The following is a 24,699-nucleotide window of genomic DNA, read 5'->3' as shown; positions in this document are numbered from 1 at the left end:
GCCAATATCTTCCTTTTGTTTTATACTATACATAGATAATCGATGCATCGTAATTCTATAGTCAAGAAAGGAGCCCCATGTATTCATGAAAATCAGTAAAGAGCTCATGAAAGGAAGCACGGTCATCCTGATTCTTACCCTTTTGGATCGTAAGGACATGTACGGGTACGAGATGACCAAAGAGATGGAAAAACACTCCGATGGCGTGTTCACATTAAAGGAGGGTACGCTTTATCCTATTTTGCACACACTTGAGTCTGAGGGATATGTTGAAGCGTATTGGGATGAGAAAGATGGACGGAAGCGTAAGAATTATCGCATAACGAAGGCAGGCAAGGGCGAGCTCAAGGTGAAGAAGCAAGAATGGTCACTTTTTCGCAATACGGTTGATCGTGTGCTTGGGGAGGGCGGTGTATGAGTAGCTTTCGTCAATACGAGGAGGTCACTACGTTCCTGAAACAGGTTTGTCGTGAAATTAGAGCAAAAGAAGTACACGAAGAAGTGCGTATGGAACTTGAAAGTCATTTGCAGGAGTTAATTGAGGAGAAGCTGGGTGCTGGAATTGATGTGGATGCGGCTGTTAAGGAGTCGATAGCTCAAATGGGAACTCCTGATGTCATTGGCAAGCAGTTTCACCTTGCTCATCGGCCTCAATTTAACTGGGGATTGCTTGCCATGGTCGTTCTTTTTATGACGATTGGGTTAGTCGCCATATTTTCTGTTCAAGCTGCAGTATCCCATCGTATAGGTATCAGTACCATAGGGCAGAAACAAATTATATATTTGGTCACAGGTTCATGCATCATGCTGATGATTGGCTTCAGTAACTATAGCAAGTTCGCAAGGTACTCATGGGGACTCTATTTAGCTACAATAATGTTACTTTGCTATGTCGTGCTATCTGGGAACGCGATTAATGGATTAAGAGGCTATCTGGGATTGGGACATTTTCAACTGAGTATCTCTGCGCTATCCCCTTACTTGCTACTTATCGCATTAGCTGGTATTTGGAGCACACCCTCTCGGATCGTTGCTAACGAATCCTCCCTCCGTGCATTCGCTCGTAAGAGTTGGATCAACGTAGGAACCGTCTGGTTGCCCAGTTTCTTCATTTTAAAAACACATTCTATAGCGAATTTCGTTCTATTCTTTATAGGATGTATGACCTTGTTACTGGTTTTGAAAATGAAGCGAACCATCCTGATTGCTCATTGTAGTCTACTTACTGCTAGCGTTGGTTTGCTCCTGTATGGTCAATATAAAATAAACCGTCTACTCGCTTTTATCAATCCAACTGATGATCAGCTAAATTATCAAGTCACCCAGTCCAAAATAGCGATGCATTCCGCTGGTTGGTGGGGGCATGGATTTGGAGCGCCCATTCACACCTTGCCCTTGCTTCAAGCCGAAATGATGTTTCCTTTCCTCATCTATTGTTTCGGCTGGGGGGCTGGTATTGCCATGGTGATTATGGTATCTCTATTCGTCCAGCAAATGCTTGGCATTTCTCGGAAGGTGAGAGATCCCTACGGAAAAGCTTTAGTTTCTAGCCTGCTGACCTTGCTTATTACGCAGTATATGTGGAGTATGCTCATGTCTATGGGCTTAGCTCCCTATAGCTCTTTTCAACTCCCATTTATAAGCTATAGTGGACCGCTTGTCATTTTTCAATTTATAGCTATTGGTCTCATGTTCAGCGTCTATAGACGTAAAGACCTCGGGATATGGCGATATTCCTAGATATATTTAGGTGACGCGGTTCTATTTCCACCCACTCAGCCACTATCTCGTACCAATTTGTCCTACAGACATATAGTTAAGAGAAAACACCTATGGGGAGGATCTGTGTGGCTATGAAATCAGACCGTCTCACAATTATTATTGAAAAAGGGAAAAAACGCATCATTACGCAATCACCGATTCATGGCATTGATAGACTGGTTTTCGTCATCAACCATCAATTTACGAACGCCCCTAACACAACGCAGCTCGCAAGTGGTGCAGGCCGGAACAGCGCAGATGGCAGTAACGCCGCTATTAAATCGCCGCATAGTCAGCAACAGCAAAGCGTTGGGGCGGGCGGCAAAGCGAAGAACAAATTTGTAAAGAGCACCAAAGGCGGATTTCATGATAGCAAAAACCTATCTAAAATACGCCGTAAGGGTAAAGAAATCATCGTCGTCATTAATGATCAAGTCGTTAAGCTCCCTAAGCGTGAAGCTAACGCTTCTGCCACTCAAGTCGCCAGCGGCGCTGGAACGTACAGCACGAGCGGGACTAACTCAGCCATCGATAGCCCTGGAACTAAGCAGCAACACGCTGTTGGCGGGAATGGAAAGGCTTCGAATACGTTGGCAAGCAAGCGTAAGAAGAATGCGAAGTAGCATCTGGTGTAAAAATGAAAGAGGAGTGTGATATTCCAGAATTAATTAGAAAACGGAGCCCGCAGCGCTCCGTTTTTGTTGTTTCAGAATTCATTAGAATTTTCTATTCGCCGCGACGAAATTAGCGATTTGTTACAGAATTCGTTAGAAAAAAAATTTAACCCAATATAAAGTTTATGCATAAATATACACAGAAAGTATTTGGTTATAAATATGCTTCTTTTACCAGCAAATCAACAGTTCTTGTTTTCTCATCCCATTTGACACTTCCACCAAATGATTCAGTAATAAAACGAAGTGGAACTAGAGTGGAATCATTTTTGATCAGTGGCGCTTGCTCTAAGATTATAGCATCTTCATTAATATAAGCAGTATCTTGATTAATATAAGCGGTATCTTGATTAATAATCAGTTTCATTTCTTTATTCCCTTTTGAGGCAATAATAGTTTGAGTTGCATTTTCCCATTTCACAGTTGCACCTAGAGATTCAAAAGTTTTTCTCAATGGAACCATTGTCGTATTATTAATGATTTCTGGATATTGGTCGAAAGATAAGTACTGTTCATTTAACTTTACTTTCAATACTTTAGGAATATCCACTCTTTGTGGTTCATTAAAGCTCCATCCTCCAGGGCCAACTTGCCCAACTTGGTTAAATCCCCAAGCCCACACATTACCGTTCTGATCAAGAGCCACAGTATGAGTGCCGTCACCCAGTTGACCAAGACTATTCTTTCCATTTCCCCAAACTGTACCGTCTTCTTTCAGAATTACAATAGAATGATCTTCATACTTCCTCTGTCTTGATAGAAGGATGGTTTTAACTCCGTTTATTTCCTTAACTTTAACTGGTGTATAATTTGGAGTGGTGTTATTATTTCTTAAAAGTTTAAAGATATCTGAACCCCATTGCCACACCGAGCCATCATAGGTGATTGCAAAATTAGAATCTCGCCCAAGTGATTCGATAGACTTAATATTATTACTAAAATTCTTTACCTGAACAGGATTGTAATAAATTTGTAGGTTGTCAGTAGACCCATTCCCTATAGATCCGGAAGAGTTTAAACCCCACGTCCACACTGTTCCATCTTTTTTAGTGCAACGTTGAACAGACTTCCAGCGGTTATTTGAGTGATGCCTTCAATCCCTATTACTTGAGATGGAGTATTATTAATAAATACATAGGGGTCATCAATGCCAAGTTGACCTGAATAATTTTGCCCCCATGCCCAAACAGTACCATCTTCCTTAAGAGCTAGAACATGGTTGACTCCAGATGAAACAGCTACCACATCAGAAAGTTCCTTAACTTTGGTTGGAGTTGCTTTATCATGATTCAAACCACCAATTTCATTAATTGAAAATGGTTCTCCATTTACCAATTTTCCCCAGACCATGTCCCCATGGCTAGTTGTCTAAATGTGTTATCACCCCAAGACCATACTGTACCATCAACAAGTAACGCCAAGTTAAAATAATCTCCAGATGAAATCTGAATAACATCACCGTGACTTTCAGTTTCTGCATAGCTATTAATTGAGAAATGGATTGTAAATACACTTAGGGCTACAATAGCTACAAATGTACGTTGTAATAACTTAAACATTTAACAATATCCCCTCCAATTTATCTAATCTCTATTTTGTTTTGATGTTTATCGTTGAAGTTGATTCTTCCCAATCCAATGTGGCTCCTAATGTCTCGGTTATGAATCGCAGTGGAACCATCGTTGTGTTCATATAAAGCTGTGGTTTAACTTCAAAATACATCTCTTTATCGTTAACCAATACTTTTCTTGATCCTACTGTTAATTTCACTACATTTGTGTTTGTTTTTGCTGTTATACTCTTGGTCGGTTCGTCCCAGCTTACATCGGCACCTAAAAGCTCAAAGATTGATCTCATAGGCACCATAGTTCTATCATAGGAAAGTGTAGGATGCACATCAAATTTTTGTAACTCACCATTTACTTTAATGTTACTTTTGGACATCAATTCTTCTGGAACAATAATTTCTACACCTTTATCTTTCAAGTGATTTAATACCTCTTCTGCTCTTGTGTCTAAAGGTACATTCTTAATATATAATGTTTTTAAACTCTGGATTTTTTCTAATGGAGACAAGTCTGAGATCTCGGTATCACAAATGTTCAATGAATTGATAGGATGAGTTACTAGTGGGGTCAGATCAGTAATTGAAGTATTAGCAAGGTCAAGTTTATGGATATTTTGCACCTGATTCAAAACGGAAATATCTTTTAAATACGAATTACTTTCTAAAGACAAACTCCCAAGCCTAAGCCCCTTTAATGCGCTAATATCTACAATATTGTTATAATCCAATCCTAAGGAGTTAAGCCTATTTAGATTTGCTATTGCAGAAATATCCGTTATTTCATTATGATTCAAACTTAGAAACCATAAGTTTTTTAAATTTACAATCGGCTTTAAATCCGAAATCTGATTGTATTGAACTAAGAATTGTCCGAGATTAGTTGCGTACTCCAATCCATTTAAGGATTCAATATTATTGTCCTTATATATTAAGAGGTAGTGCAATTCACTCAGTTTCTCTTTAGATAATTCAGTGACATTCAACTTATTTTTGATAGCTGACTCGAGGCTAGCGTCCTCAATAATAGTTTCCTTAGCCATTGAATTTGTAGGAACCAATAAGCATGCCAATAAGATAAGTGAAGTAATCACTTTGTTCTTCATCTTTATTTGTACCTCCACAGGATTCATAAATATGTTTAATATTTTCTTCATGTTACATTTCTAACTACGCTTATAATTCTTTTCCTAACCTCGTAACATCCTTAGACCAGTAAATAAATTCAGCTCTACCTATAATTGATTCTTCGGATATTGGCCCGAAGTTACGACTGTCTAAACTATTATCGCGATTATCTCCAAGCACAAAATAATGTCCTTCTGGAATTTTCTTAGGTCCCCAACCAACATTAAACTGTGGCGAGTTCATGATGAAAGGCTCATTAATTTCCTGTCCGTTTACGATGACCTTCCCTTCTTTCAATTCTACCATTTCTCCTCCGACCCCAATGATCCGTTTTACAAATTGCTGCTGTCTTCCATCTGGACGCCAAAATACGACAATATCACCCTTCTCAAAACTATTAGAGTGGGTTTTAATTACAAAACGTTCATCCGTTTGAAGTGTAGGGGCCATTGAAGGACCCGAAGTAATCTCAGCTTTCATCCCTACTAAACTTTTAGTATCAACTAATAAGGAATATCCAATAGAAACTACAATAACTAGAAGATAAATATAGCCGCGTTGAAATCTGGAAAGTGTAATTTTTTTCGTTAAAATGGAAACAACAATTGCATCTATAACAGAATAAAAGTAAATACATACCCCTATGACGATCAAAGTTACATAACCATAAAAATGATTTAACATTCCAGTAAAAAGAAGAATAAATATGAGCGAATATCGTGTGATCAATATAAGAAGCGCTTTACGAAGTTGACCATTATAAAGCTGCCCTAATCCCGGAACTAATAATGAAAGTAAGGCTGCAAGAAAAGGATTCCTTCTTTTATTAGGTATTTCTACTTCAACTTGTTCCATTTGTTTACACCCTTCTTTTTAAAATATGAGTCTTGAACCATGTTCTACCAATTCGTGTAAACTAAATAAATCCCTCCTTCTTTAACGAAAACTTACACCATTATGGAAATTCGCAATGTCATTAGTTAGATTACACTGTGCTATGTACGTGTATATCGTGAATTTCAAAAAATTGATATTCCATAAATTATTAGAAAACGGAGCCCGCAACCCACGGTGCTCCGTATTTTTTCTTTCAGAATTCATTATTTATTGAATTTCTCCTAGTCTAACTCAACTATGTGTATCAAATTTTTCTATTTATTGAAAAATAATTCTATGCGAAAATATTCAAGAATAAACAATTATCCGCTTAGTCCTTAATATCGATTCAATTTCTTTTAAATTTATTGTATTAAACTTATCGAGAAATATGTAGAAATATGGAACACTCTTCTTTATACTTATATACATAAAGTGGAAAAGGGAGAAATAAATCAATGTATATTAACTGGTTTCAAATAAAAAATTTCCGTTCAATTATTGATAGCGGTAAATGTTATCTTAATAAGAACATTACAGTTTTTGCAGGAAAAAATGAATCTGGTAAGAGTAATATACTTTTAGCTTTGAAGGCATTCTCAAGTGGAAAAATAAACAAAGCTGATTTTGTTAACTCAGTAGATAGAAATGAACCCGAGATCACCATTTGCTTTATTTTTAATCAATACGAAATTTTCAATTTGTATAGGGAAATACTAAACTTGAAGGAAGAAGAATATTCCTTTGAAAATATAGATAAAGAAGCTAGTTATGATTGCATCATTACAAGAAATTCAAATGGAGTAACAAAAATTGAAGGAAATTACATAACATTAATAGATGTTATAAAAAAGAAGGAACAAGAATACTGGAAAGAACGATTAAAAAAAGATATTGATGATTTAATTAGTTCAAATGATATTAACCAAAGCTCTCTAGCTGAATTTAGCAAAATAAATAATCATAAAGATGATGTCATTAAAACAGCAGAATATATACTAAATCCAAATAACTCAATGAACATACAAAATGACAAATTGAAAGTTCTAAATGAAAGTTTAGATTCGCATAATATGTTCACAAAAACTATTTCGGCAAAACAAATTAAAAATGAATATTTACCAAAGATTATAATCTTTGATTCGTTTACTGATATGTTACCTGCAAGTGTAAATAGTAATTCAGTTATAGAAAGTAATATTGTTAATCGTTTTTTTAATTTAGTTGAAATAAAACCTGAGCAAATTTTTAACGAGACTTCGAAACAGATAAGAAAGCAACTTGTAAATAAAGCTTCTTCTAAAATTACGGGTGACTTCTCGTCTTTTTATAAACAAAATGATGTTAGACTTACAATTGAGGTGGATAATGATGAGATTAGTTTTTTCTTATACGACCAAGAGAATAATGACCCTTTTACACCAAATCAACGTAGTCAAGGATTTCAATGGTTTCTATCGTTTTATTTAACATTAATGGCAGAGAATAAGTCAGAGAATGCAATTATATTAATTGATGAACCTGGACTATATCTTCATGCAAAAGCCCAAAAAGACATGCTTGAAGTCCTAGATTCTATAGCTATAAAAAACCAAATTGTTTTCACAACTCACAGCCCTTATCTACTTAATTCAGACAGATTAAATGATATAAGGTTAGTATTGAAAGAAGATGGCCACACGAGAATAGAATCAAAGATTCAAAAAGTGTCCGATAAAGATACATTAACTCCCATTATCACATCAATTGGTTATGATCTATCTCAAGGTTTAGGTGTGAATTCCAAATTAAATTTAGTAACAGAAGGAATTTCGGATTATTATTACCTTCAAGGAATGAAAGAATATTTAAATAAGAACTATAGTTTTACAATCATTCCTTCTGTAGGTGTTGACCAAATCCCCAATATTGCTTCAATTTTATTTGGCTGGGGTGTTCCTATAATCTGCCTACTAGACAATGACACACAAGGCAAAGGCGTAGCTAAAAAACTAAAAGATAAACTTGGATTTGAAGAAAATAGAGAAATTTTATTTGTATCTGAAAAAAATATTGCCATTGAGGATTTAGTAACATCTGCTGATTTTTACAAATATGTATTAAATGAAGATCTTATTAAAGAAACTGAAACAGTAATATTAAATTCAAAGAAAGCTGATGGCAATAAAGTAATACTCGCAAGAAAGTTCTACGATAGTATTAAAGCTAAGCACTTAGAAATTAAGTTGCAGAAAGAAACTACCGACAATTTCGAGAAAATTTTCAATACAATTGAAAAAATGCTGCAACCGACTAAAATAGCACAATAATTAAGTAATCATTGATAATGAAACCCCATGGAATGTAATAGATATTCCATGGGGTTTTTCTGTGTGGAACCTTTTATTTTACATTCCATTATATCGGGTCAAGGACATTTTTATGGAATTTATACTTGTATTGATTCTTAAGGTTCATGCTATTTTAGAGACTATATATTTATGCATTTTCTTGTATATCAAAGTTTCTGAAACAAAAACTACAATAAAATAAATTTGAAACATTTACAGATATTTATGAAAAATAACAAAAAAAAATAAGTTAAGCCACTTAAATGCGCTTAGCTCCTTTACGTTTTGCCTCCACGCCGGATGCTGTTTTAGTCCGATATCTCCGAGTTAAAACGAGGATTCCTTTTTAAAAAGGACCTATAGTCCGATTCAGCCGAATTATCTATCCACTCTCCATGCGTGAGGGTAGTATGGGTCGATTTAATTGGGCTATTTCGGGCTAAACCGACTAACTCGCGTATGAAATCGGCTTGCAGCATTATTTATACAAAAAATAGTCGTAGTACGCACCTTGAATCAGTAACACCACATCACCAAACACACCAACAGCAAAAAACAAGAAATAGTAAGATGCCTTTGTTATTTCTTTGTTAAATAGCTCCTTAAAAGCTTGAATGATCAATCTTTCGAATTTGAACCAATTTAATATCCATCCAACAATAAGAAAAGTCATAATTGTCATTGTGCATTAACCTCCAAACAAGTCATGATATGTCCATTATAACCTATTCCAAGCCAAATAAAGACATAACCCAGCTACGACATTACCTAGGAATACAATCCATAAACTTTTCGAGATATCCATCAAATGGAAATTCCTTTCTTCTAACCTTGTCCTTTAAGGCCACTAACTCTTGTTCGGCTTGATGGATTAGATCATCTGGATATCCAAATTTAATCGCATGGGATGCGAACTCATCTTCATCAACAACCTGCCAGATACCGTTCCTCTGCACGTAATCTAGATCCAAATCTACAAAAGAAACGGTGTTCCCCCTCATCACTGCTGGCTGGTTAATATTGCAATAAAATTGTTCGAATTTACCGTCAACGACATCAGCGCTAACCGTAAACCAAGAATCAAACGAGAAAAATTCAAGGGTCCAATTCTCGACTGTAAACACTTTTCGCTTCGTGTAATGATGCAGCTTTCTGCCGTACTCACCCAACACAACGATGTGTGAATCCGTTTTTTCTAATAAGGTTGTGTCCCATTCATAATGTAGAAGATTTCCATACTTTAACGCCTGAATTGTGATTTGATTTTCCATGGTTTCGTCCTTCTAAGTTTCAATAAGCGACCTGATTTCGCCCAATAGCTCATCAGGCAGCGGCTCATTCATCAGTATGTGAATAATTTCCTTCTTAGCACCGGCTTCCCTCAAATAAGAAAGCAATATTGCTGCCTTTTCCATCCTTTTCATTAGCGAATAGGCAACATACCAGACTTCGGGACTGCCAACGTGTATGCCGTTCCAAGTGAAACTCGGGATGGAAGGTAGCTTGCACAGTCCTCCATGGGTATAGATCGAGAGCCCACCGATGATTTCCACTTGTGGTCCATCGCTATGAACGACTAGCTTATATGCGGTTCCAAATGGATAATCTCCACTGATTATTTCTTCCACTTTGTCGTTCTGTAGCGCATTCAAAACACGATCTTTAGGGGCTTCAACCATAATATCCCAGTCACCCACCGTGTTTGTTAAACCCAAGCTAAGCATTAAACCACTGCCACCCAAAGAGTAGCTAATGCCGGATTGCTCCAATTTTTCAGTTACAGCAGCTAAGTTACCCATATCTATATTCACGTTTGGCTCTCCTTATCATTCCTCGGATTTCATGCTATTCAACATAAGAATCAGTTCTATTCTATCACGTTCGCATCGTGATATGTCTGTCTAGCTAATGGAAAAAAGCAGTCCTTTCCTTGTCGGGGAGGGCTGCTTCAAAAAAAAGGATTTGATTGGAACTACAAAAAGGGCTACCCCTAATAGGGCAGCCCTCAACACGCTATGGTCCAGTTCCATCCGCAATCACACGATAGCCTAACCAATTCTTCTTCACCCAAATAAAGGATCGCGATAATTCGCTAACATTGTACAAGTTGGCCCCACCAAACGAAGTACTGCCTGTCTTTGTTACCTGTGCACTGAAAGCTTTGATGGGATGTAAAGAAAAGAAAATATGCCTTCTTACCGTTAATTCAGCCGTTGGAAAAGGAAGTAGAAACAAATAAACAATCAGAAGTGACATACTGGATATCAGCCATATCTGCTTTGCCCTTTTGTATTTTCGGATTAAAAATTTCACGCAATCACTCCTTCGCTCTTTCACAAGCATGCCTATTAATTTGACGTTATTCCCATTATTTAAGTTGTATCTGTAGGGAATTCCGACCAACCTACAAATCACCCGATGGAGGTTTTTCAGTTATTCTATTTCTGAGAGCTGTTGAATCACAAACAAACAGTACCCGTAACCGCACGCAAAAAAACCAGCAAACGCAATGTCTGCTGGTTCAGTTCCGTTCATTTTACTCCTAAATCTACTTGTTAAAGCTACCCTCAAATGACTCCACATCTTGTCGAGTTGGCAGTGAGGTTTGAGCGCCGAAACGTGATACGGTCAGTGCGCCTACTTTCGCCGCATACGCGATCGATTGCTCAAGGGTGTAACCTTCTCCATGCCACACCGCCAATGCGGCATTGAAGGAATCGCCAGCGGCCGTTGTGTCCACCACGTTCACCCGATAGGCAGGATAGGTTCCTGCCGCGCCATTCAGGTGGTAGGAAACTCCTTTTTCCCCTTGGGTGATGATGACGTCGGTCTTCGTCAGGCTCCGCAGCACGTCCATAATCTCCAATGACTGCTGATCATCTGCACCCGCTGCCTGTCCAGAAGTCAGAATTGCTGCCTCTGTCTCATTGGGTGTTACCAAATCAACGAACGGCCATATCTCTTCCGGCAGCACTGCCGCTGGAGCAGGGTTCAAGATCACTTTCACGCCGTGGCTTTTGGCAAGCTGAACCGCACGCATAACCGTCTCTTGAGGAATCTCAAGTTGGACAAGCAAGATATCCGCGCCAACAAACACATCCTTGGCACGCTCCACATGCGCAGGCGTTACACTAGCATTCGCACCAGGGACAACCGTAATCCGGTTTTCACCATCCTGCACTTGAATGAGCGCTACCCCCGTCGTTTGCTGAGAATCCGTCAAAACGTAAGAGGTTCCTACGCCTTCATTGGCTAATTGCTCCAGCATTTGCTTCCCGAACGGGTCGCCGCCCACGCAGCCAACCATTTCAACCTGTGCGCCTAGCCTCGCGGCAGCAACCGCTTGGTTCGCTCCTTTTCCGCCGGGGATCATGACGAATTCCTGTCCCGTCACGGTCTCTCCTGCGACTGGAATATGTTCAGACTTCACGACAAGATCGATATTGATGCTGCCGACCACGACGATTTTCGCAGTTTTTGTCTGCATGTTACACCCCCTAGATTTCACTGTATATCGGCTGTTCAACCCCGGACTTCAAGGTAATGACACAGTCGAGTGCATTCACACCTTCACCTTTTGGTAACACAGCAAGCGGATTTATCTCTACACTCTCAATCGTATCCTGCTGATCATATACCCAGTAGGAGAAGGTTTCCAAGGTTTGAAGCAAGGCATCCATATCGGTCTCCGGCATGTTGCGGAAGCCTTGTAGATACGTCAGAAGTCCCTTAATCTCGCCGAGCATTCGCTTCGCTTCCTCTTTGTCGAACGGAGCTACACGCCAGGTCACTAGCTGGAACAGCTCGGTAAGCACACCGCCAAGTCCGATCAGAACGACGGGTCCGAAGATCGGGTCATTGGTCGACCCCAAGATCAATTCCACTTTATCCCCGACCATTTCCTCCAAAAGCATCCCATCCACATCAGCTGCGTCATCAGTACTGTGCTGAATACGACGCTCAAAGAATTCTCGCACTTGCTCCGGCTGCTTCAAGTTCAAAGCTACGCCGCCGCTATCGCTTTTATGTGTAATCGTTCGTGACACGAGCTTCGCCACATAACGTCTGCCATCGAATGGCATCGTGTTTAGGAAAGAGGCAATATCCCCGTTAACCGCTAAGAAGAAACTCTCTGGAACCGAAATGCCGACCGATTGCAGCACCTGCTTGCCTTCGATCTCCGTCAGTGTTAATGAACTTGTCTGGTTAGCAAATGCCTGCAATTGCGCCGCGCCATCCGTTGTCGTACGGTTATTAACAGTTTCACCACTTAACTCAGCATCCCGGGAACGTTCGTAAAATTCTACTAATCGCGTAAGCGTGGACGCTAATTGCTTCGGATTAAAGAAGAGCGGAATAGGAAGCTTCTTTACAGCTTGCAATTCAGGATCTTCTAGACTTCCTGTCCACAACCAGTACAACGGCTTATTCGACGAACGGTCTAGGGCACCAAGACGTTCTGTAAGTGGAGATTTACCATGCGTAGCGTACACAATCCCGCTCAATTCCGCCTCACCTTCAAGCGCAGCATGAATGTCGAGAATTTGTTCAGTTTGCATCGTACCCGACAAATCGAGCGGATTATTCGCCGTCCCGAAACCAGTAAGAAGCGTATCAATGCGCGAAACCGTATCGGCCTGCAGTTGGGGTACGCTGAGCCCCGCTGCGCCCATTTTGTCGCCAACGAACCCGCCGATGCCGCCGGAATGCGATAATACTGCAAATCGACGTCCCATAAGCGGTTTGCTATATTCACTGCTTTTCACAAGCGCGATGAACTCTTCATAATCCTTTGCTGCCAGAATCCCTTTTTGACGGCAGAATGCATCAAACACCTGCTGGTCACCCGTCATCGACGCAGTGTGACTAGCTGCTGCTTTTTGTCCGACAGCAGATTCACCGATCTTCAAGGTAATAATCGGTTTCCCTAGCTTAAGCGCTTTATCAGCCAGCTTAGCGAAGGCTCTCCCGTCTTTGATGCCTTCAATAAAAAGTCCGACGGCTTTCACATCCGGATCGTCCAGCATGAAATCGGCAAATTGTGCCATCGAGACACTTGCCTCATTGCCAGTCGAAACGATGTAACGGTAACCAACACCATAATCATTGGCGCGATTAAGCAAAGGTCCGAATGCCGTAGCTCCGCTATGCGAAATAAGTCCGACAGATCCGCCGGCACGCTTGCTTTCACCAATGGAGGAAGCAGAGCTCGCCCACATGTAAGCCGTGCTTGAGCTGATTCCTAAGCAGTTGGGCCCACAGATCGGGATGCCTGTGCGTTCCGACCATGCGGTTAGCAAACGCTCACGCTGTTCGCCTTCCTCTGTTCCTGACTCCCTAAATCCGGCACTGATAATTAAGACAGAACCCACTTGCTTAGCCTCGCATTGCGCCAACAAGGACTCGATTGCCTCGGCTTTTACAATAATGACTGCTAGATCGATCTCTGCCTGTATGTCATCAAGTGAAGCGTAACACGGTACGCCGAATATTTCTTTACTTTTTGGATTGATGGGAAATAATTTCCCCTCATAGCCTTGCGTCAGCAAATTTTTCATTAATCTGCCGCCGTAATTCATTTTCTCGCTGGCACCGACGACCGCTATTGATATCGGATTCAACATACGATGAAGAGCTTTGTTCATCTGCCATTCACTCCTTGCTAACTAAAATCGTGTTGCGTTTCAGTAAAAATTGCGCCCGCAAATAAACAGGTGGATCAATCATTTTACCCATATAAGAACAGGACGATCTGCCCTGCTGCTGTGCTTCTTCATACGCCCCAACAATGCCAATAGCCTTATCCAGCTCTTCCTGCCGCGGGGTGTATACCTCGTTCAGAATAGCCACTTGGTCTGGATGAATACAGGAGCTGCCCATAAATCCGAGTTGTTTACTTTTCTCAGCTAAGCGCCTGAAGTTATCTAAACTACGATAATCGGCAATTGAGGATACGAAACCAAGCGGCATCACCTGATGAATACGTGCTTGTAAAACAACCTGCGCATAATAGGGGAATAGTTCCTCCCCTGTTGGCGAGGCTTCAATGCCCAAATCCAGACAGAAATCTTCATTGCCAAGCGTCACTGTGCTGATGCGATCACTCGCTGCCAGCAACTCACCTAATCGAGACAGTCCTAAGGCTGATTCAATCAGGATTGAGATTTCCGTATGGCCTTTGGACAATCCGCGCTCCCGCTCCAAATCCGTCAGCTTCGCTTCAACGTCACGAATGATAGCGACATCTTCAACTTTAGGAATGGTCACACTATGCAACCGTGGGGCTACACAGCATTCCAAATCCTTTTCACACATCTCCCAAGCATTGTTCAATCGAACATTGATTTGTGTCGAAGATAACGGCAGCGTGTTCAGCGCCTCACGCACCATCTGACGGCCAATGTCCTTCTGATCGTAAGGAACACTATCTTCTAAATCCAGCTGTACCGTGTCCGCACCGCGCGTTACCGCTTTCTGAATAAACCGTTCCACATTGCCAGGGACAATGAGCGTAGAACGTCTTACTTTTTCAATGCGATTTCGTACAAATTTCGTTTCCATTGGCTTAACTGCTCCTTCTGACTACAAGCTCTGGCGTCTCGATCATTTCATGATTGTGACGCACGATCGGATGCTCGATCATGGATAATACCATTTCCGCTGTCTTCATTCCGATTTCCTTCTTAGGTACTCGGACCGTTGTCAGCTTAGGTGTACATAACTTCGCCATGCGAATATCATCGTAACCTACGATCGCAACATCCTCAGGTATCCGAATGCCGCTATTCTGCAGCCTTTCCATGATATTAATGGCTGTATAATCCGTTGAAACAAAAATGGCTGTTACTTGATGCTCGCGAACCCAGTCGCTGATCGGATGCTCTTCCGAGAACATCTCTGAGCTTACCGAAAGCTGAGAATCAACGGGCAGCCCAGCTTCTTGATGCGCCAATTCATAACCCTTTTTCTTATTGATGGAGTCATTCGTATTTTTCACATAGCGATTGGTATAAAAGGCAATCCGCCTGTGTCCTTTTTCAACTAAATGCTGAGTAGCTAATTGTCCTCCAAGAACATCGTCACAGAGTACACGGTTATAATCGGTATTACCATCTATGGGATAACGCGTATAGAAAGCAAAAGGAACCTTCTCTTGCTGAAGCTTACGATACATTCGGTCTTTACTATCAACATTCGGAGAAGGATGGATAATCAGACCCGCACTATTTAGCTGCAAAAATTCTTCAATAATGCTGTCTTCTGCTTCGCCCTCATTGTTCGTGAGACCTACCAAAATTTTATAGCCACGCTCTTTGGCGTAATTTTCTATACCCAAAAACACCTCATGACTAAAGTCATCATGAAAGGAAGGGATCACCATGCCAATCAGCTTCATATGCTGACGAGCCAAGCCTTGAGCAATAACATTGGGACGGTAATCAAGCTCATCTGCGATTCGCTTCACTTTTTCCCGCAGCTCTTGACTGACTCTTCCTGTATTATTCAGCACCATGGAAACCGTCGCTTTGGTTACACCCGCTAGCTCGGCAATTTCTTTTAATGTAGGCTTTTTCTCTCGAACCATGTTCTCATCCCATCCCCAATTCGCAACCGAATTTCTCAATTATAAATCAATTGGCTGACAGCATAAGGGAAACCGCTGAAATGGGCCTCTATCAGCTACCATCTCAGCGGTGTCATCTTACTAAATCTCTGTTAATCTTATGTTGCTATAAGATGTCCTTGCCGCAGTAATTGAACTAACACCAAACATACCATATTCAAACGTGTTATCGGTATGCTTTAATACTTCTTCTTCATTAATATATAGTGTAATTGTACTTCCTTGTACAGTTACTTTGAAAACATAATCTTGATCATGCTGCCAAGGATATGAAACGCCCGCTAACTTTTTGTACCCAAAATCATTAATAAAGAATGAAACTTCATTCTCGCCGTCGAATCCAACGTGATAACCGCGCATTGCGCCTTGAACACGAACGGCTGCCAAATGGGAATGACCCGCATGAGGCTTCACATTTACGCTAAAGCTATAATCCTTGGCGAAGTACGCGCCCGTATACGCTTCAGCTGTTTCTGCCGTCATTAGATACATCGCGCCATTCTCAATACTCCATGCTCCCAAGTTGTGAGCAAACGGTGTGATGCAGCCAAAATCGATCGATTGCTTACTAAAGTCAATCGAATAGTCGGATTTGCCATGAATTCTGAACTGGTCAATGAAAATACGTCCTAGACTTTTCGGTTTACGTGTCGAATAGGCTTCCAATACGATACCTACTTCGTCGATCAGTTCACCTTCGGAGTCAGGAATCTGGAATTCAACGTGAAGCCACTCTTCATTCACAAGTTTCACATAGCCTTGCAGAATTTCTTTCTTGCTTTTAGCAAGTCGAATATAGGGGGCAATCCCCATCGTTTCATTCCCGCCCCATTGGTCAAGATAGATTTCCATAGAAACCGTTTGACCGGAGAAAGCTTTCGGCGAGAACACTGGCGAATATCGCTCATCACTAAAATCTTGACGTGTATAAAATGGTTTATAGAAAATTCTCGATTTCTCGCCGCGCGTCATGCGGTCAAACACAATCTCGAGCGCTCCCATGCCTTTAAACGCTTTCTCTGTTGAATGCTTAGCCTGACATAAGAACGGATCCGAAATCCGAATATTATGCGTGGAACCTGGCAGCTCGAAATCAAAATAGATTTCATTTTCGATGAAGCTATCTTTCAAATCCTGCGGACAAGGCTCACCCGCCAAACGATAGCCAAGAATGGCCAATTCTTTCGCATAGCTTGGAATATCCAAGATGTTTAAGTAACCGGAAATACCTGACATCACGATGGAATCATTGATCGGCTTCCGATATTTATCCGCAATTCCCGCGATCCCGGCAGCTACCCCTAGAACGGTACCTACGTTACCTGCATTACAGTCCGTATCCCAACCGCACATGGTAGCAATTTCAACGGTACGGTTGAAGTCCCCTTGACCATAAATCATCGACAATATACATACGCCCGCATTCGGAATCATGTGGCAGACGCCTCTGTACTTATCATAGCCCCAATCCCGCTCAAGCATATCACGGCAAGCTCTGAAATCGTCTGGCTGTTCCGCATGGAATTTCAACACGGCTCTTGCTACTCTGTTATACGTAGACTCTGCTGGAACTTGAGCCAGCCCTGCTTCGATAATCGCATGGATATCATTCGTTTCAAAAGCGGCAGCAATCGCCGCACAGAAAAATCTAGCTCCATAGACGCCTTCGCCATCATGGGAAACCCGTGCTGCCGCTTCGCCGAAATCAGCCGCTTTCTTCGGGTTGCCTGGGTTGACTAAGCCCCACGTATCAATGAAAATTTGACCGCCGATTTGTTCCGCCATGAGTTGGCCGTTTTGCTCGATGGAACCAGATTGAGGAGCTGGAACGCCTTTTTTCAAATTGATATAAGCCGTATGCTCTGTACTAATCCCGTAACCGCCCCACCAGAACATGCCGACGCCTTCACGCGTATAGTTCAGCCAAGCACGAGCCACATCATTCGGCGTAATATCGCGATCTTTGGCATCATCATAGAGTGCTCTTAGGAAATAAAACGGACCATTCGCATCATCGTCAGCTGCGAAATTAATGAAATCCTTCACATAATCCGTAATTTCACCATACGTATTTTTAATTCTTTCATATGTCCAAATCGTTGGCTCAACCGGTGCACCCAGCCTGATGCCAATGTTCATGCCTAGGTAACCAGCATACAACTTCTCCAAATAATTTGATGGAATCAAACTAAACACCGCCCTTCTTATTTAAATACTAATTGTTCTTGTCTACGTGCGTTCATTTCTAAATCTTGAACGATAATGGATCTAGCTGCTTCCGCAAATCGATCACAATTGTTCTCGATGTCTTGCTTATTCGCTGATTCCAACACGGCAATCTCCGACGCAGGAATCGCTGAAACGCCTTGCATAGCGCCAAGTATGGCACCGATCATGACACCAATCGAATCTGTATCACGGCCTGAGCTGACGCCATCCTTAACGGCTTCCAATAAATTCCCATCATGTAAAACGATATAAGCTAATGCTAGCGGAAGTTCCTCAATGGCGAACAAACGACTAGGTGTATAATGATTAGAAGGAATGCCTACTTTATCAATGCTGCGCGTCACATCGTCTCCCATAGGTGAATAATTGCGAATAACTTCATGGAAACGAGTTACGACTTTATCGCGATCTTCTTTCACGTGTTTCAGCTCACTAGCAGCCGCACAGATGTCTTGAATGGCCCTTTTGGTGCCATCTTTGGCATAGAGCAAAGCTGTATTTACGATATCTTCGATAGTAGCTCCTGGCTCAAACGCTTTGGCTACACAAGCAGCCATTACGCCAGCTGCTTCTAAGCCATAACTAACTTGATGCCCCGAAGCAAAAAGAATGGCTTCATCATAAGCTGCCTTCGGATTACATGCGTTAACGATACCCATTGGCGCAATATACATAGCCGCGCCGCAGTTGACCATGTTGCCATAACCGCCTTCGCGCGGCTCGCAATTGGCTAATACATGGCGGTTGAAAATGTGCTTCTCCGGATAGAAGAGTCTATCCATAATTAAAGCTTCTTTACCAAACTCCGGAATATATCTAGGTCGGAAGGCGATTTCCTTCACGAATTCATTGGCAAGATCATAAGCGTCCAAGTGACGCTGTTCCGTGCAATAAACATTCATCAGAGCAAGCGTCATTAATGTATCGTCTGTGACGATCCCTTCGCCTCTCATTCGTCCAAGCCTTGCAGCTTCAGGCCAATCGGCTTTCCACCACTTTGTCATCGTTGTATCTACTCGGCCGTACCTGCTTTTAATCTCACCATACGTTAACTTCTCAACAACAGCGCCCATAGCATCACCATAAGCCGTTCCGAATACGACACCTTTAACTCTCTCAGCAAAAGAAATCATTTATCTCTCCACTCCCTCTACAGGGAGTGTGAGGCATCCCTGCCTCACACTTTGCAGTTCTATTTACTTCATCTATTACTTAATCGTTTTACTTAATCGTTTTATTCGCGTACTCTGTTACTTCTTTACCGCCAGCAGCATTCCATGACTCTACAAATTTATCGAAATCAGCCACTGTTTTCTTACCAGTTACCACATCGGCTGCAAAGCCTTTGTACAACGCCAGCGCTGCATCCCACTTCGCAGCCAACTCGGCTGGCATAATGAATGCATTATCTTTGGTTGACATGGATGTGAACATTTCCAAAGATTTCATTGCGGGAGCAGATAGGTAAGGCGTGCTTGGATCAAACGCTTTGTCCGGTTTGAAATTAACCGTGGACTCTACGAAGTGCGGGAACCAAGAAGCAAATTTATCTGTTAATTTGATTTTGTTATCAACGATTGTGTACTCTTGACCTTCTACACCAAGCTTGTCCAGCATTTGTCCTTTCGTAGAAGCCATGAACTCAAGTACGGAGAAAGCAGCATCTTTGTTCTTGGAATTCGCGGAGATCGCGAAGCCGCGGCTTTCTTTACTGATGTCAACCGGCAAGTAGCCTTGCGCCTTCCCTTTCGCTGGTGGAAGAGGCGTAATTTTCGCATTCGCACCATTTTGACCTGTCATTTTCGTGTTATAGATATCGACGACTTTACCTTGTGTACCTGCAACAACCGCAGCTTGTCCATCGTAGAACGCTTTTTCTTTGGTATCGAACTTTTTCGTCAAATATTCCGGATCAAGCAAGCCTTCCTTATATAGCTTTGCATAGTAAGCCAATTTCTCTTTCTCGGCGGCCGTTGTTCTGCTGTAAGCATACTTGCCGTCTGCACCTTTGAGCCATGTCGAGGTCAAGCCGAAAGCTTGGGCAAAAATTACATCTAGCTCGTCTAGGTTACCAGCTGTCGTGTAGGCGAATTTCGCACCGTTCTTTTCTTTGACTTCTTTCAAGAACGTATAGTAGTTATCGATTGTTGGATTCGCCAGCACTTCTTTTCCTGATGCTGTTTTATCTAACCAATCTTGACGCACCACAGGAACTGGCGTGTTAATCGGTGAAAGCCAAAGGAGGTACGGATAGTTCTTCATTCTTTCTTTATTAAAATCAGTCATAGAAGCTTTCACATTCGTGGACTTCTCGATGTAAGGCGTCAAGTCCGTTAGAATCTTCTGTGTAACTGCAAATTGATAGTCTCCGCCTTGGAAATAGATCAAGTCAGGAATGTTCCCGCTTTGCAATAAAAGACCCAGTTTCTCGGAGTACGTACCGCTTTGCACAGGCACAATATTCAGCTTAATGTTTTTGCCTTCTGCTTTCATACCTTCTTCGATACCTTTAACCAGCTTCTGAGCGTTAGGATCATCAGCAGGGAAATCTTTCGCCACAACATTAAGTGTAACTGGGCCTTGAGCCGCTGCATTTGTAGCCGCTGGTGAAGTTGTTTCTGTAGGTTCTTTTTTGGTACCGCATGCTGTCGTCAGCACCATAAGAGCTGCAACAGACGTTAGTAGCACTTTTTTCATCGTCATTCCTCCTAAAATTTTGTAGCCAGTACAACTGGCATCGAAAGCAAAAGCTTAAGTGGTGTGCTTGTAGTGCATCTATTCTTTAATACCGCCCTCCATTACTCCTTTAGCGAAATGCTTCAGAATAACGGGATAGAGCAAAAGAATCGGGACCATCGCGATTACAATTGTAGCCGCCTTTAGTGCAGAGACATCGAGTTGGGCAATGTTGTTATTCTTCATCAGATTGGCCGCGCCAACCAAAGCGGAGGTATCTCCTTCAACAATGAACTGTCTGAGCAGTACCTGTAGAACCGTATTATCACGACTGGAGAGGAAAATACTCGATTTAAAAAATTCATTCCATCTAGCTACGAAATAGAACATGCCGATTGTTAGCAGGGGGACACGAGAAAGCGGCAATACAATCTGGGTAAACGTCCGCAAATGTCCAGCCCCGTCAATCTTAGCTGCTTCCAACAATGCTTCGGGAATCTCCTCAATGAACCGCATCATAATGATGAGGTAGAACACGTTAATTGTTCGATAAATCACCATGACCCAGAGATTGTCCAGCAAATGAAGGTCTTTGATCACCATATATTCCTGTACGATCCCAGGCTCGAAAATCATGATAATAATGAGAAAGATCATGAGTGGTGTTTTGCCGACCAAGTTCTTACGCGTCAATACATAGGCTGTAATCGTAGTAAAGAATACACTGATACATACGCCTACGATGGTGATAAACAACGAATTCAAGAGCGCGCGGCCTATCAATGGATTGCTTAGTACGACGTCAAAGTGTATGAGGGAAAATCCCTTTGGCCAAATGTTATAGCCGTGGATAAAGCGAACTTTATCAGGGCTCGAGAATGCTCTTGCAAATATGTTCATAATCGGTACAAACATCGTCAATGTGAGGACGGATAGGATGGCCCCGATCAACAACTTGGGAAAGGTAAACTTTTTACCTACCATGAATCTGCCTCCTTACCAAGCACCTTTAGTGGTGAGTTTTTTGGAAATAAAATGTGTGGAGAGCACTAGCGTGACGCCAATGGCACTTTTGAACAAATTCGCCGCAGTGGCAAATGAGTATTGGCCGTTGATTAAACCTACCCGATACACATAAGTATCGATGATATCGATCTGGCTATTGACAGAGTCGTTGGTGAAGTTTAACACCTGATCGAGGCCAGCATTCATAATAAAACCAACATTTAGAATGAAGATGGTCACCATCGGAACGTAGAGATGCGGAAGCACGATGCGGGTAACGATATGCCAGCGACTCGCTCCATCTACATAAGCGGCTTCATAAAGACTTGGATTAATACCAAGGATTGCAGCAAGGAAGATGATTGAATCCCAACCAATGTTGCGCCAAGCTTCACTTGCGACGAGTACCCACCTGATCGAATCTTTGTCAGTCAAAAAGTCTTGCGCTGGGAAGCCAAAGGCTTGAATCAATGCATTGACAGCCCCCGTTGACTTGGAAAGGAACTCGAACCAAATCCCCGCAATAACGACCCATGACAGAAAGTGAGGCAAGTAAGAGATGACTTGCACCGTTTTGCGAAATTTACCATTCATGAACTCATTTAGCATTAAAGCGAAAATGATGGGTATCGGAAAAATCAGAAACATTTTCATCGCACTGATGATTAATGTATTTTGAATGACTTGCGCAAAGATCGGTGTGCTGAATAATTCTCGGAAATATTTGAATCCTACAAAAACGTTATTTCCCATAATCCGAAAATCATAGAAGGCTAGTTTCATCCCAATAATGGGCCATACATGAAAGATAATAAAATAGACCAAGCCAGGAAGAAGCATGAAGTAAAGTACCTTGTCAGTCCACATTTGTTTCAATTTGGAACTCATGCTATCAGATTCAACCCCTTTCTAACTCCTGCAAAAATTCCAAATGCATCTACGGAGCCATTTCACTGGTTAACCGATTAATCAAAGTGATTAACCGATTAATCAATCTTGCAAATTTAGAATATCCTAATATGAAAACGGTGTCAATCTATGTTTTTTTCCTAATCGAATAAAATCTTCCCAACTCCAGCACTTCCGAATGGACCTATCTCTGACAACTCGTGGAAGGAAATAACAATCCTATGTGCTTTATCCCAATAGGGGAGCTCCATGCCTTCCTCGCTGCGAAATGCGTTGCGATTCAATCTGTATGCCGACCACCCTGGACTCACAGTGAGCTCATGGGTCCACTTTTTCTGCCCGGCTTGATCAGGACGATACAACAAGGTGACTATCCAACGCCCAAGTTGCTCGTTATACAGCTGGATACAAAGCTTGTTTGCATCACTTAAGACGGCCATCATCGGATCCACAAGTTTATTCGTTGCAAGCTGGAATGGGAGCTCAGGCTCATCCATGCCTAGGGCTTTGCCGCCTTGCGGATGTTCAACAAAGGTATATTGAAAATCAGCATCATAAGGCTCTGTCCGCATAAAAGGACAACTCCACCCATCAAGGCCATTAGAGAAATCGGCAAGCACATGGCTATTCTTCTCTATCGTATGATTCACGCCAAGATAAGCTGGTGAGAAGCGAACTGGGAATGAACTTGTTTTGACACCATCGTTATAAATAGCATCTACGTACAGATAACCACTTATTTGCGGATCGATGACAGGAATCGCCGTGCTAGCTTCTGCAGAAGCATCTGTCTCCACGACATGCCAGTACCTCCCCGGCGGAAGCACTTCGCTGAAGTCCCACCAAGACCAACAAATACGGAGCTTCTCTGGAAGCTCTGATGCTGCATCTAAAATAACATTCACATGTAAACTATCATAACCTGAATTGGTTGACAGACTGAAGGTGACGCGCGGCGTTTGCCGCTTCTGTGCTCCACCTTTTACATATACATCCATCCAGTGATCCAGTGTCTTCCCAGCCCATGTGTCGAGCTGATGATTCTGATTAGCCGCGAAAAACAAGCCTCGGTTTTCTTGCGGTATTTGTACCGCTGCCTCGCAAACAGCATCCATCCATCCCCAATAATCATTGGTAGCTGTCATTGCCAGAACAGGCGCATGCTGGCGCGACGCAAGCGTCACCCCGTCCAATAAACGGTCCCATTCGAATGTATCCTCTAAGCTATGCGATTTGCGGATGTTACGATTCAGCCTTCCGGGAGCCAAATGCTTACCGCAGCCGTAGATCGGAACAGCTGCCTTAAGCCGATCATCCCACGCATTCAACAGCCAAGTAATACTGCCGCCTCTGGATATACCAAATACGCCAATACGACTGGGATCAACCTCTTTACGCAAGCTGAACCAAGTAACCATTTTCTTAGCATGTAACACTCTCGTTAGCATGACCGATTGCAAGGGGTCATATTCATCTTCCATATCAGAAAGTGGCATATTTGCTAAATCACTAAATCTCTCCTGGCCGCTGATTTCTTCTTTCCAATCATAGCTCAAGGCGACATAGCCTCTATTCACCCAATGCCGGACATGATCAAGATTAACGGTCTGATCACCTCCGCCATGAATGTGCATAACGGATGGATATGCATGCGCACCCTTAGGGAAACCTAACCATAAATACGTTGTCACCCATTCACCAGGCAGCAGTTCCGTTGCCATGTACATGGCCCAATACTCGGCATGCTCTTCGATCACACGCTCTACAATGGTTTCTTTGTATGTGCCCATCCGACTGGCAGCATCCATCCAATCTTGAAAGGTACTCTTCATAAAATCAGTCCTCCAAAATGATTTCCTTGTGGTTAACCGTTTAATCAAATATGATTGTGATTGTAAGCGATCTTAAAGAATGTTGTCAACT

At 42.0% G+C, this 24,699-nt stretch carries 23 protein-coding genes; 4 read left to right on the top strand and 19 right to left on the bottom strand.

The window, feature by feature from the left end:
* The first annotated feature begins 85 nt into the window (after positions 1-85).
* From AC58PQ_RS16095 to AC58PQ_RS16085, 3 genes are all read left to right on the top strand, one after another.
* Positions 86-418: a PadR family transcriptional regulator gene (locus tag AC58PQ_RS16095; RefSeq protein WP_497243151.1), complete on the top strand. Its 333-nt coding sequence runs from the start codon at positions 86-88 to the stop codon at positions 416-418.
* Positions 415-1,740, top strand: a complete 1,326-nt coding sequence (locus tag AC58PQ_RS16090) for an FtsW/RodA/SpoVE family cell cycle protein (protein WP_497243149.1) — start codon at positions 415-417, stop codon at positions 1,738-1,740. Before AC58PQ_RS16095 ends, AC58PQ_RS16090 begins: the two co-directional genes overlap by 4 nt.
* A 113-nt stretch (positions 1,741-1,853) precedes the next feature.
* Positions 1,854-2,384 (top strand): hypothetical protein, encoded by a 531-nt coding sequence (locus tag AC58PQ_RS16085; protein ID WP_497243280.1) that lies wholly within the window; start codon positions 1,854-1,856, stop codon positions 2,382-2,384.
* A gap of 205 nt (positions 2,385-2,589) precedes the next feature.
* Here the strand turns inward: AC58PQ_RS16085 and AC58PQ_RS16080 are convergent, their stop codons facing one another.
* From AC58PQ_RS16080 to lepB, 5 genes are all read right to left on the bottom strand, one after another.
* Positions 2,590-3,468, bottom strand: a complete 879-nt coding sequence (locus tag AC58PQ_RS16080) for a stalk domain-containing protein (RefSeq protein WP_497243147.1) — start codon at positions 3,466-3,468, stop codon at positions 2,590-2,592.
* Entirely contained in the window at positions 3,450-3,785 is a 336-nt protein-coding gene (locus AC58PQ_RS16075; RefSeq protein ID WP_497243145.1) for a hypothetical protein, read from the bottom strand. Before AC58PQ_RS16075 ends, AC58PQ_RS16080 begins: the two co-directional genes overlap by 19 nt.
* Entirely contained in the window at positions 3,764-3,994 is a 231-nt protein-coding gene (locus AC58PQ_RS16070) for a hypothetical protein (protein ID WP_497243143.1), read from the bottom strand. Before AC58PQ_RS16070 ends, AC58PQ_RS16075 begins: the two co-directional genes overlap by 22 nt.
* Positions 3,995-4,025: 31 nt before the next feature.
* Positions 4,026-5,105 carry a stalk domain-containing protein gene (locus AC58PQ_RS16065; RefSeq protein ID WP_497243141.1) on the bottom strand — a complete coding sequence of 360 codons (1,080 nt, stop codon included), beginning with the start codon at positions 5,103-5,105 and terminating at the stop codon, positions 4,026-4,028.
* A 70-nt stretch (positions 5,106-5,175) separates the two neighbouring features.
* Entirely contained in the window at positions 5,176-5,982 is an 807-nt protein-coding gene (gene lepB / locus AC58PQ_RS16060) for a signal peptidase I (RefSeq protein ID WP_497243139.1), read from the bottom strand.
* Between the two features lie 479 nt (positions 5,983-6,461).
* Between lepB and AC58PQ_RS16055 the strand changes: the two genes are divergently transcribed.
* The gene (locus tag AC58PQ_RS16055) at positions 6,462-8,312 is read left to right on the top strand and encodes an ATP-dependent nuclease (protein ID WP_497243137.1); all 1,851 of its coding nucleotides are present in this window, start codon (positions 6,462-6,464) and stop codon (positions 8,310-8,312) included.
* A 499-nt stretch (positions 8,313-8,811) separates the two neighbouring features.
* On the opposite strand, the gene AC58PQ_RS16050 is transcribed toward AC58PQ_RS16055, so the two are convergent.
* From AC58PQ_RS16050 to AC58PQ_RS15985, 14 genes are all read right to left on the bottom strand, one after another.
* Complete coding sequence (locus AC58PQ_RS16050) at positions 8,812-9,015, bottom strand: hypothetical protein (protein WP_497243135.1); 204 nt, start codon at positions 9,013-9,015, stop codon at positions 8,812-8,814.
* An 82-nt stretch (positions 9,016-9,097) separates the two neighbouring features.
* Entirely contained in the window at positions 9,098-9,604 is a 507-nt protein-coding gene (locus tag AC58PQ_RS16045) for a DUF402 domain-containing protein (RefSeq protein ID WP_497243133.1), read from the bottom strand.
* 12 nt (positions 9,605-9,616) lie between these two features.
* On the bottom strand, positions 9,617-10,144 hold the full coding sequence (locus tag AC58PQ_RS16040) for a hypothetical protein (protein WP_497243131.1): 528 nt from the start codon (positions 10,142-10,144) through the stop codon (positions 9,617-9,619).
* 202 nt (positions 10,145-10,346) lie between these two features.
* A complete protein-coding gene (locus tag AC58PQ_RS16035; protein WP_497243129.1) occupies positions 10,347-10,646 on the bottom strand; it encodes a YjcN family protein in 300 nt (99 codons plus the stop codon).
* A 235-nt stretch (positions 10,647-10,881) separates the two neighbouring features.
* Positions 10,882-11,820, bottom strand: coding sequence for a ribokinase (gene rbsK / locus AC58PQ_RS16030; protein ID WP_497243127.1), 939 nt, complete (start codon positions 11,818-11,820; stop codon positions 10,882-10,884).
* A gap of 10 nt (positions 11,821-11,830) precedes the next feature.
* Positions 11,831-13,978 carry an acetate--CoA ligase family protein gene (locus AC58PQ_RS16025; protein ID WP_497243125.1) on the bottom strand — a complete coding sequence of 716 codons (2,148 nt, stop codon included), beginning with the start codon at positions 13,976-13,978 and terminating at the stop codon, positions 11,831-11,833.
* A 7-nt stretch (positions 13,979-13,985) separates the two neighbouring features.
* Positions 13,986-14,894, bottom strand: a complete 909-nt coding sequence (locus tag AC58PQ_RS16020; protein ID WP_497243123.1) for an HpcH/HpaI aldolase/citrate lyase family protein — start codon at positions 14,892-14,894, stop codon at positions 13,986-13,988.
* 4 nt (positions 14,895-14,898) lie between these two features.
* Complete coding sequence (locus AC58PQ_RS16015) at positions 14,899-15,918, bottom strand: LacI family DNA-binding transcriptional regulator (RefSeq protein ID WP_497243121.1); 1,020 nt, start codon at positions 15,916-15,918, stop codon at positions 14,899-14,901.
* Between the two features lie 120 nt (positions 15,919-16,038).
* Positions 16,039-18,153, bottom strand: a complete 2,115-nt coding sequence (locus tag AC58PQ_RS16010) for an ADP-ribosylglycohydrolase family protein (protein WP_497243119.1) — start codon at positions 18,151-18,153, stop codon at positions 16,039-16,041.
* Positions 18,154-18,161: 8 nt separating this feature from the next.
* On the bottom strand, positions 18,162-19,319 hold the full coding sequence (locus AC58PQ_RS16005) for an ADP-ribosylglycohydrolase family protein (protein ID WP_497243117.1): 1,158 nt from the start codon (positions 19,317-19,319) through the stop codon (positions 18,162-18,164).
* A gap of 88 nt (positions 19,320-19,407) precedes the next feature.
* Positions 19,408-20,883: an extracellular solute-binding protein gene (locus tag AC58PQ_RS16000; RefSeq protein ID WP_497243115.1), complete on the bottom strand. Its 1,476-nt coding sequence runs from the start codon at positions 20,881-20,883 to the stop codon at positions 19,408-19,410.
* Positions 20,884-20,961: 78 nt separating this feature from the next.
* Entirely contained in the window at positions 20,962-21,846 is an 885-nt protein-coding gene (locus AC58PQ_RS15995) for a carbohydrate ABC transporter permease (RefSeq protein WP_497243113.1), read from the bottom strand.
* A 12-nt stretch (positions 21,847-21,858) separates the two neighbouring features.
* Entirely contained in the window at positions 21,859-22,755 is an 897-nt protein-coding gene (locus tag AC58PQ_RS15990; protein ID WP_497243111.1) for an ABC transporter permease, read from the bottom strand.
* 161 nt (positions 22,756-22,916) lie between these two features.
* Positions 22,917-24,608 carry a dienelactone hydrolase family protein gene (locus tag AC58PQ_RS15985; RefSeq protein ID WP_497243109.1) on the bottom strand — a complete coding sequence of 564 codons (1,692 nt, stop codon included), beginning with the start codon at positions 24,606-24,608 and terminating at the stop codon, positions 22,917-22,919.
* Between the last annotated feature and the right edge of the window lie 91 nt (positions 24,609-24,699).

This window comes from Paenibacillus sp. J22P143, from assembly GCF_059692035.1.
This window is presented reverse-complemented; position numbering and strand designations above follow the sequence as displayed.

Bases quoted from the DNA above. Each gene is read 5' to 3' on its own strand.
- AC58PQ_RS16085 (WP_497243280.1), top strand. From the start codon at position 1,854: ATGAAATCAGACCGTCTCACAATTATTATTGAAAAAGGGAAAAAACGC.
- AC58PQ_RS16090 (WP_497243149.1), top strand. From the start codon at position 415: ATGAGTAGCTTTCGTCAATACGAGGAGGTCACTACGTTCCTGAAACAG.
- lepB (WP_497243139.1), bottom strand. From the start codon at position 5,982: ATGGAACAAGTTGAAGTAGAAATACCTAATAAAAGAAGGAATCCTTTT.
- AC58PQ_RS16025 (WP_497243125.1), bottom strand. From the start codon at position 13,978: ATGAACAAAGCTCTTCATCGTATGTTGAATCCGATATCAATAGCGGTC.
- rbsK (WP_497243127.1), bottom strand. From the start codon at position 11,820: ATGCAGACAAAAACTGCGAAAATCGTCGTGGTCGGCAGCATCAATATC.
- AC58PQ_RS16050 (WP_497243135.1), bottom strand. From the start codon at position 9,015: ATGACAATTATGACTTTTCTTATTGTTGGATGGATATTAAATTGGTTC.
- AC58PQ_RS15985 (WP_497243109.1), bottom strand. From the start codon at position 24,608: ATGAAGAGTACCTTTCAAGATTGGATGGATGCTGCCAGTCGGATGGGC.
- AC58PQ_RS16070 (WP_497243143.1), bottom strand. From the start codon at position 3,994: ATGTTTAAGTTATTACAACGTACATTTGTAGCTATTGTAGCCCTAAGT.
- AC58PQ_RS16000 (WP_497243115.1), bottom strand. From the start codon at position 20,883: ATGAAAAAAGTGCTACTAACGTCTGTTGCAGCTCTTATGGTGCTGACG.
- AC58PQ_RS16095 (WP_497243151.1), top strand. From the start codon at position 86: ATGAAAATCAGTAAAGAGCTCATGAAAGGAAGCACGGTCATCCTGATT.
- AC58PQ_RS16020 (WP_497243123.1), bottom strand. From the start codon at position 14,894: ATGGAAACGAAATTTGTACGAAATCGCATTGAAAAAGTAAGACGTTCT.
- AC58PQ_RS16075 (WP_497243145.1), bottom strand. From the start codon at position 3,785: ATGGTCTGGGGAAAATTGGTAAATGGAGAACCATTTTCAATTAATGAA.
- AC58PQ_RS16065 (WP_497243141.1), bottom strand. From the start codon at position 5,105: ATGAAGAACAAAGTGATTACTTCACTTATCTTATTGGCATGCTTATTG.
- AC58PQ_RS16045 (WP_497243133.1), bottom strand. From the start codon at position 9,604: ATGGAAAATCAAATCACAATTCAGGCGTTAAAGTATGGAAATCTTCTA.
- AC58PQ_RS16055 (WP_497243137.1), top strand. From the start codon at position 6,462: ATGTATATTAACTGGTTTCAAATAAAAAATTTCCGTTCAATTATTGAT.
- AC58PQ_RS15995 (WP_497243113.1), bottom strand. From the start codon at position 21,846: ATGGTAGGTAAAAAGTTTACCTTTCCCAAGTTGTTGATCGGGGCCATC.
- AC58PQ_RS15990 (WP_497243111.1), bottom strand. From the start codon at position 22,755: ATGAGTTCCAAATTGAAACAAATGTGGACTGACAAGGTACTTTACTTC.
- AC58PQ_RS16015 (WP_497243121.1), bottom strand. From the start codon at position 15,918: ATGGTTCGAGAGAAAAAGCCTACATTAAAAGAAATTGCCGAGCTAGCG.
- AC58PQ_RS16005 (WP_497243117.1), bottom strand. From the start codon at position 19,319: ATGATTTCTTTTGCTGAGAGAGTTAAAGGTGTCGTATTCGGAACGGCT.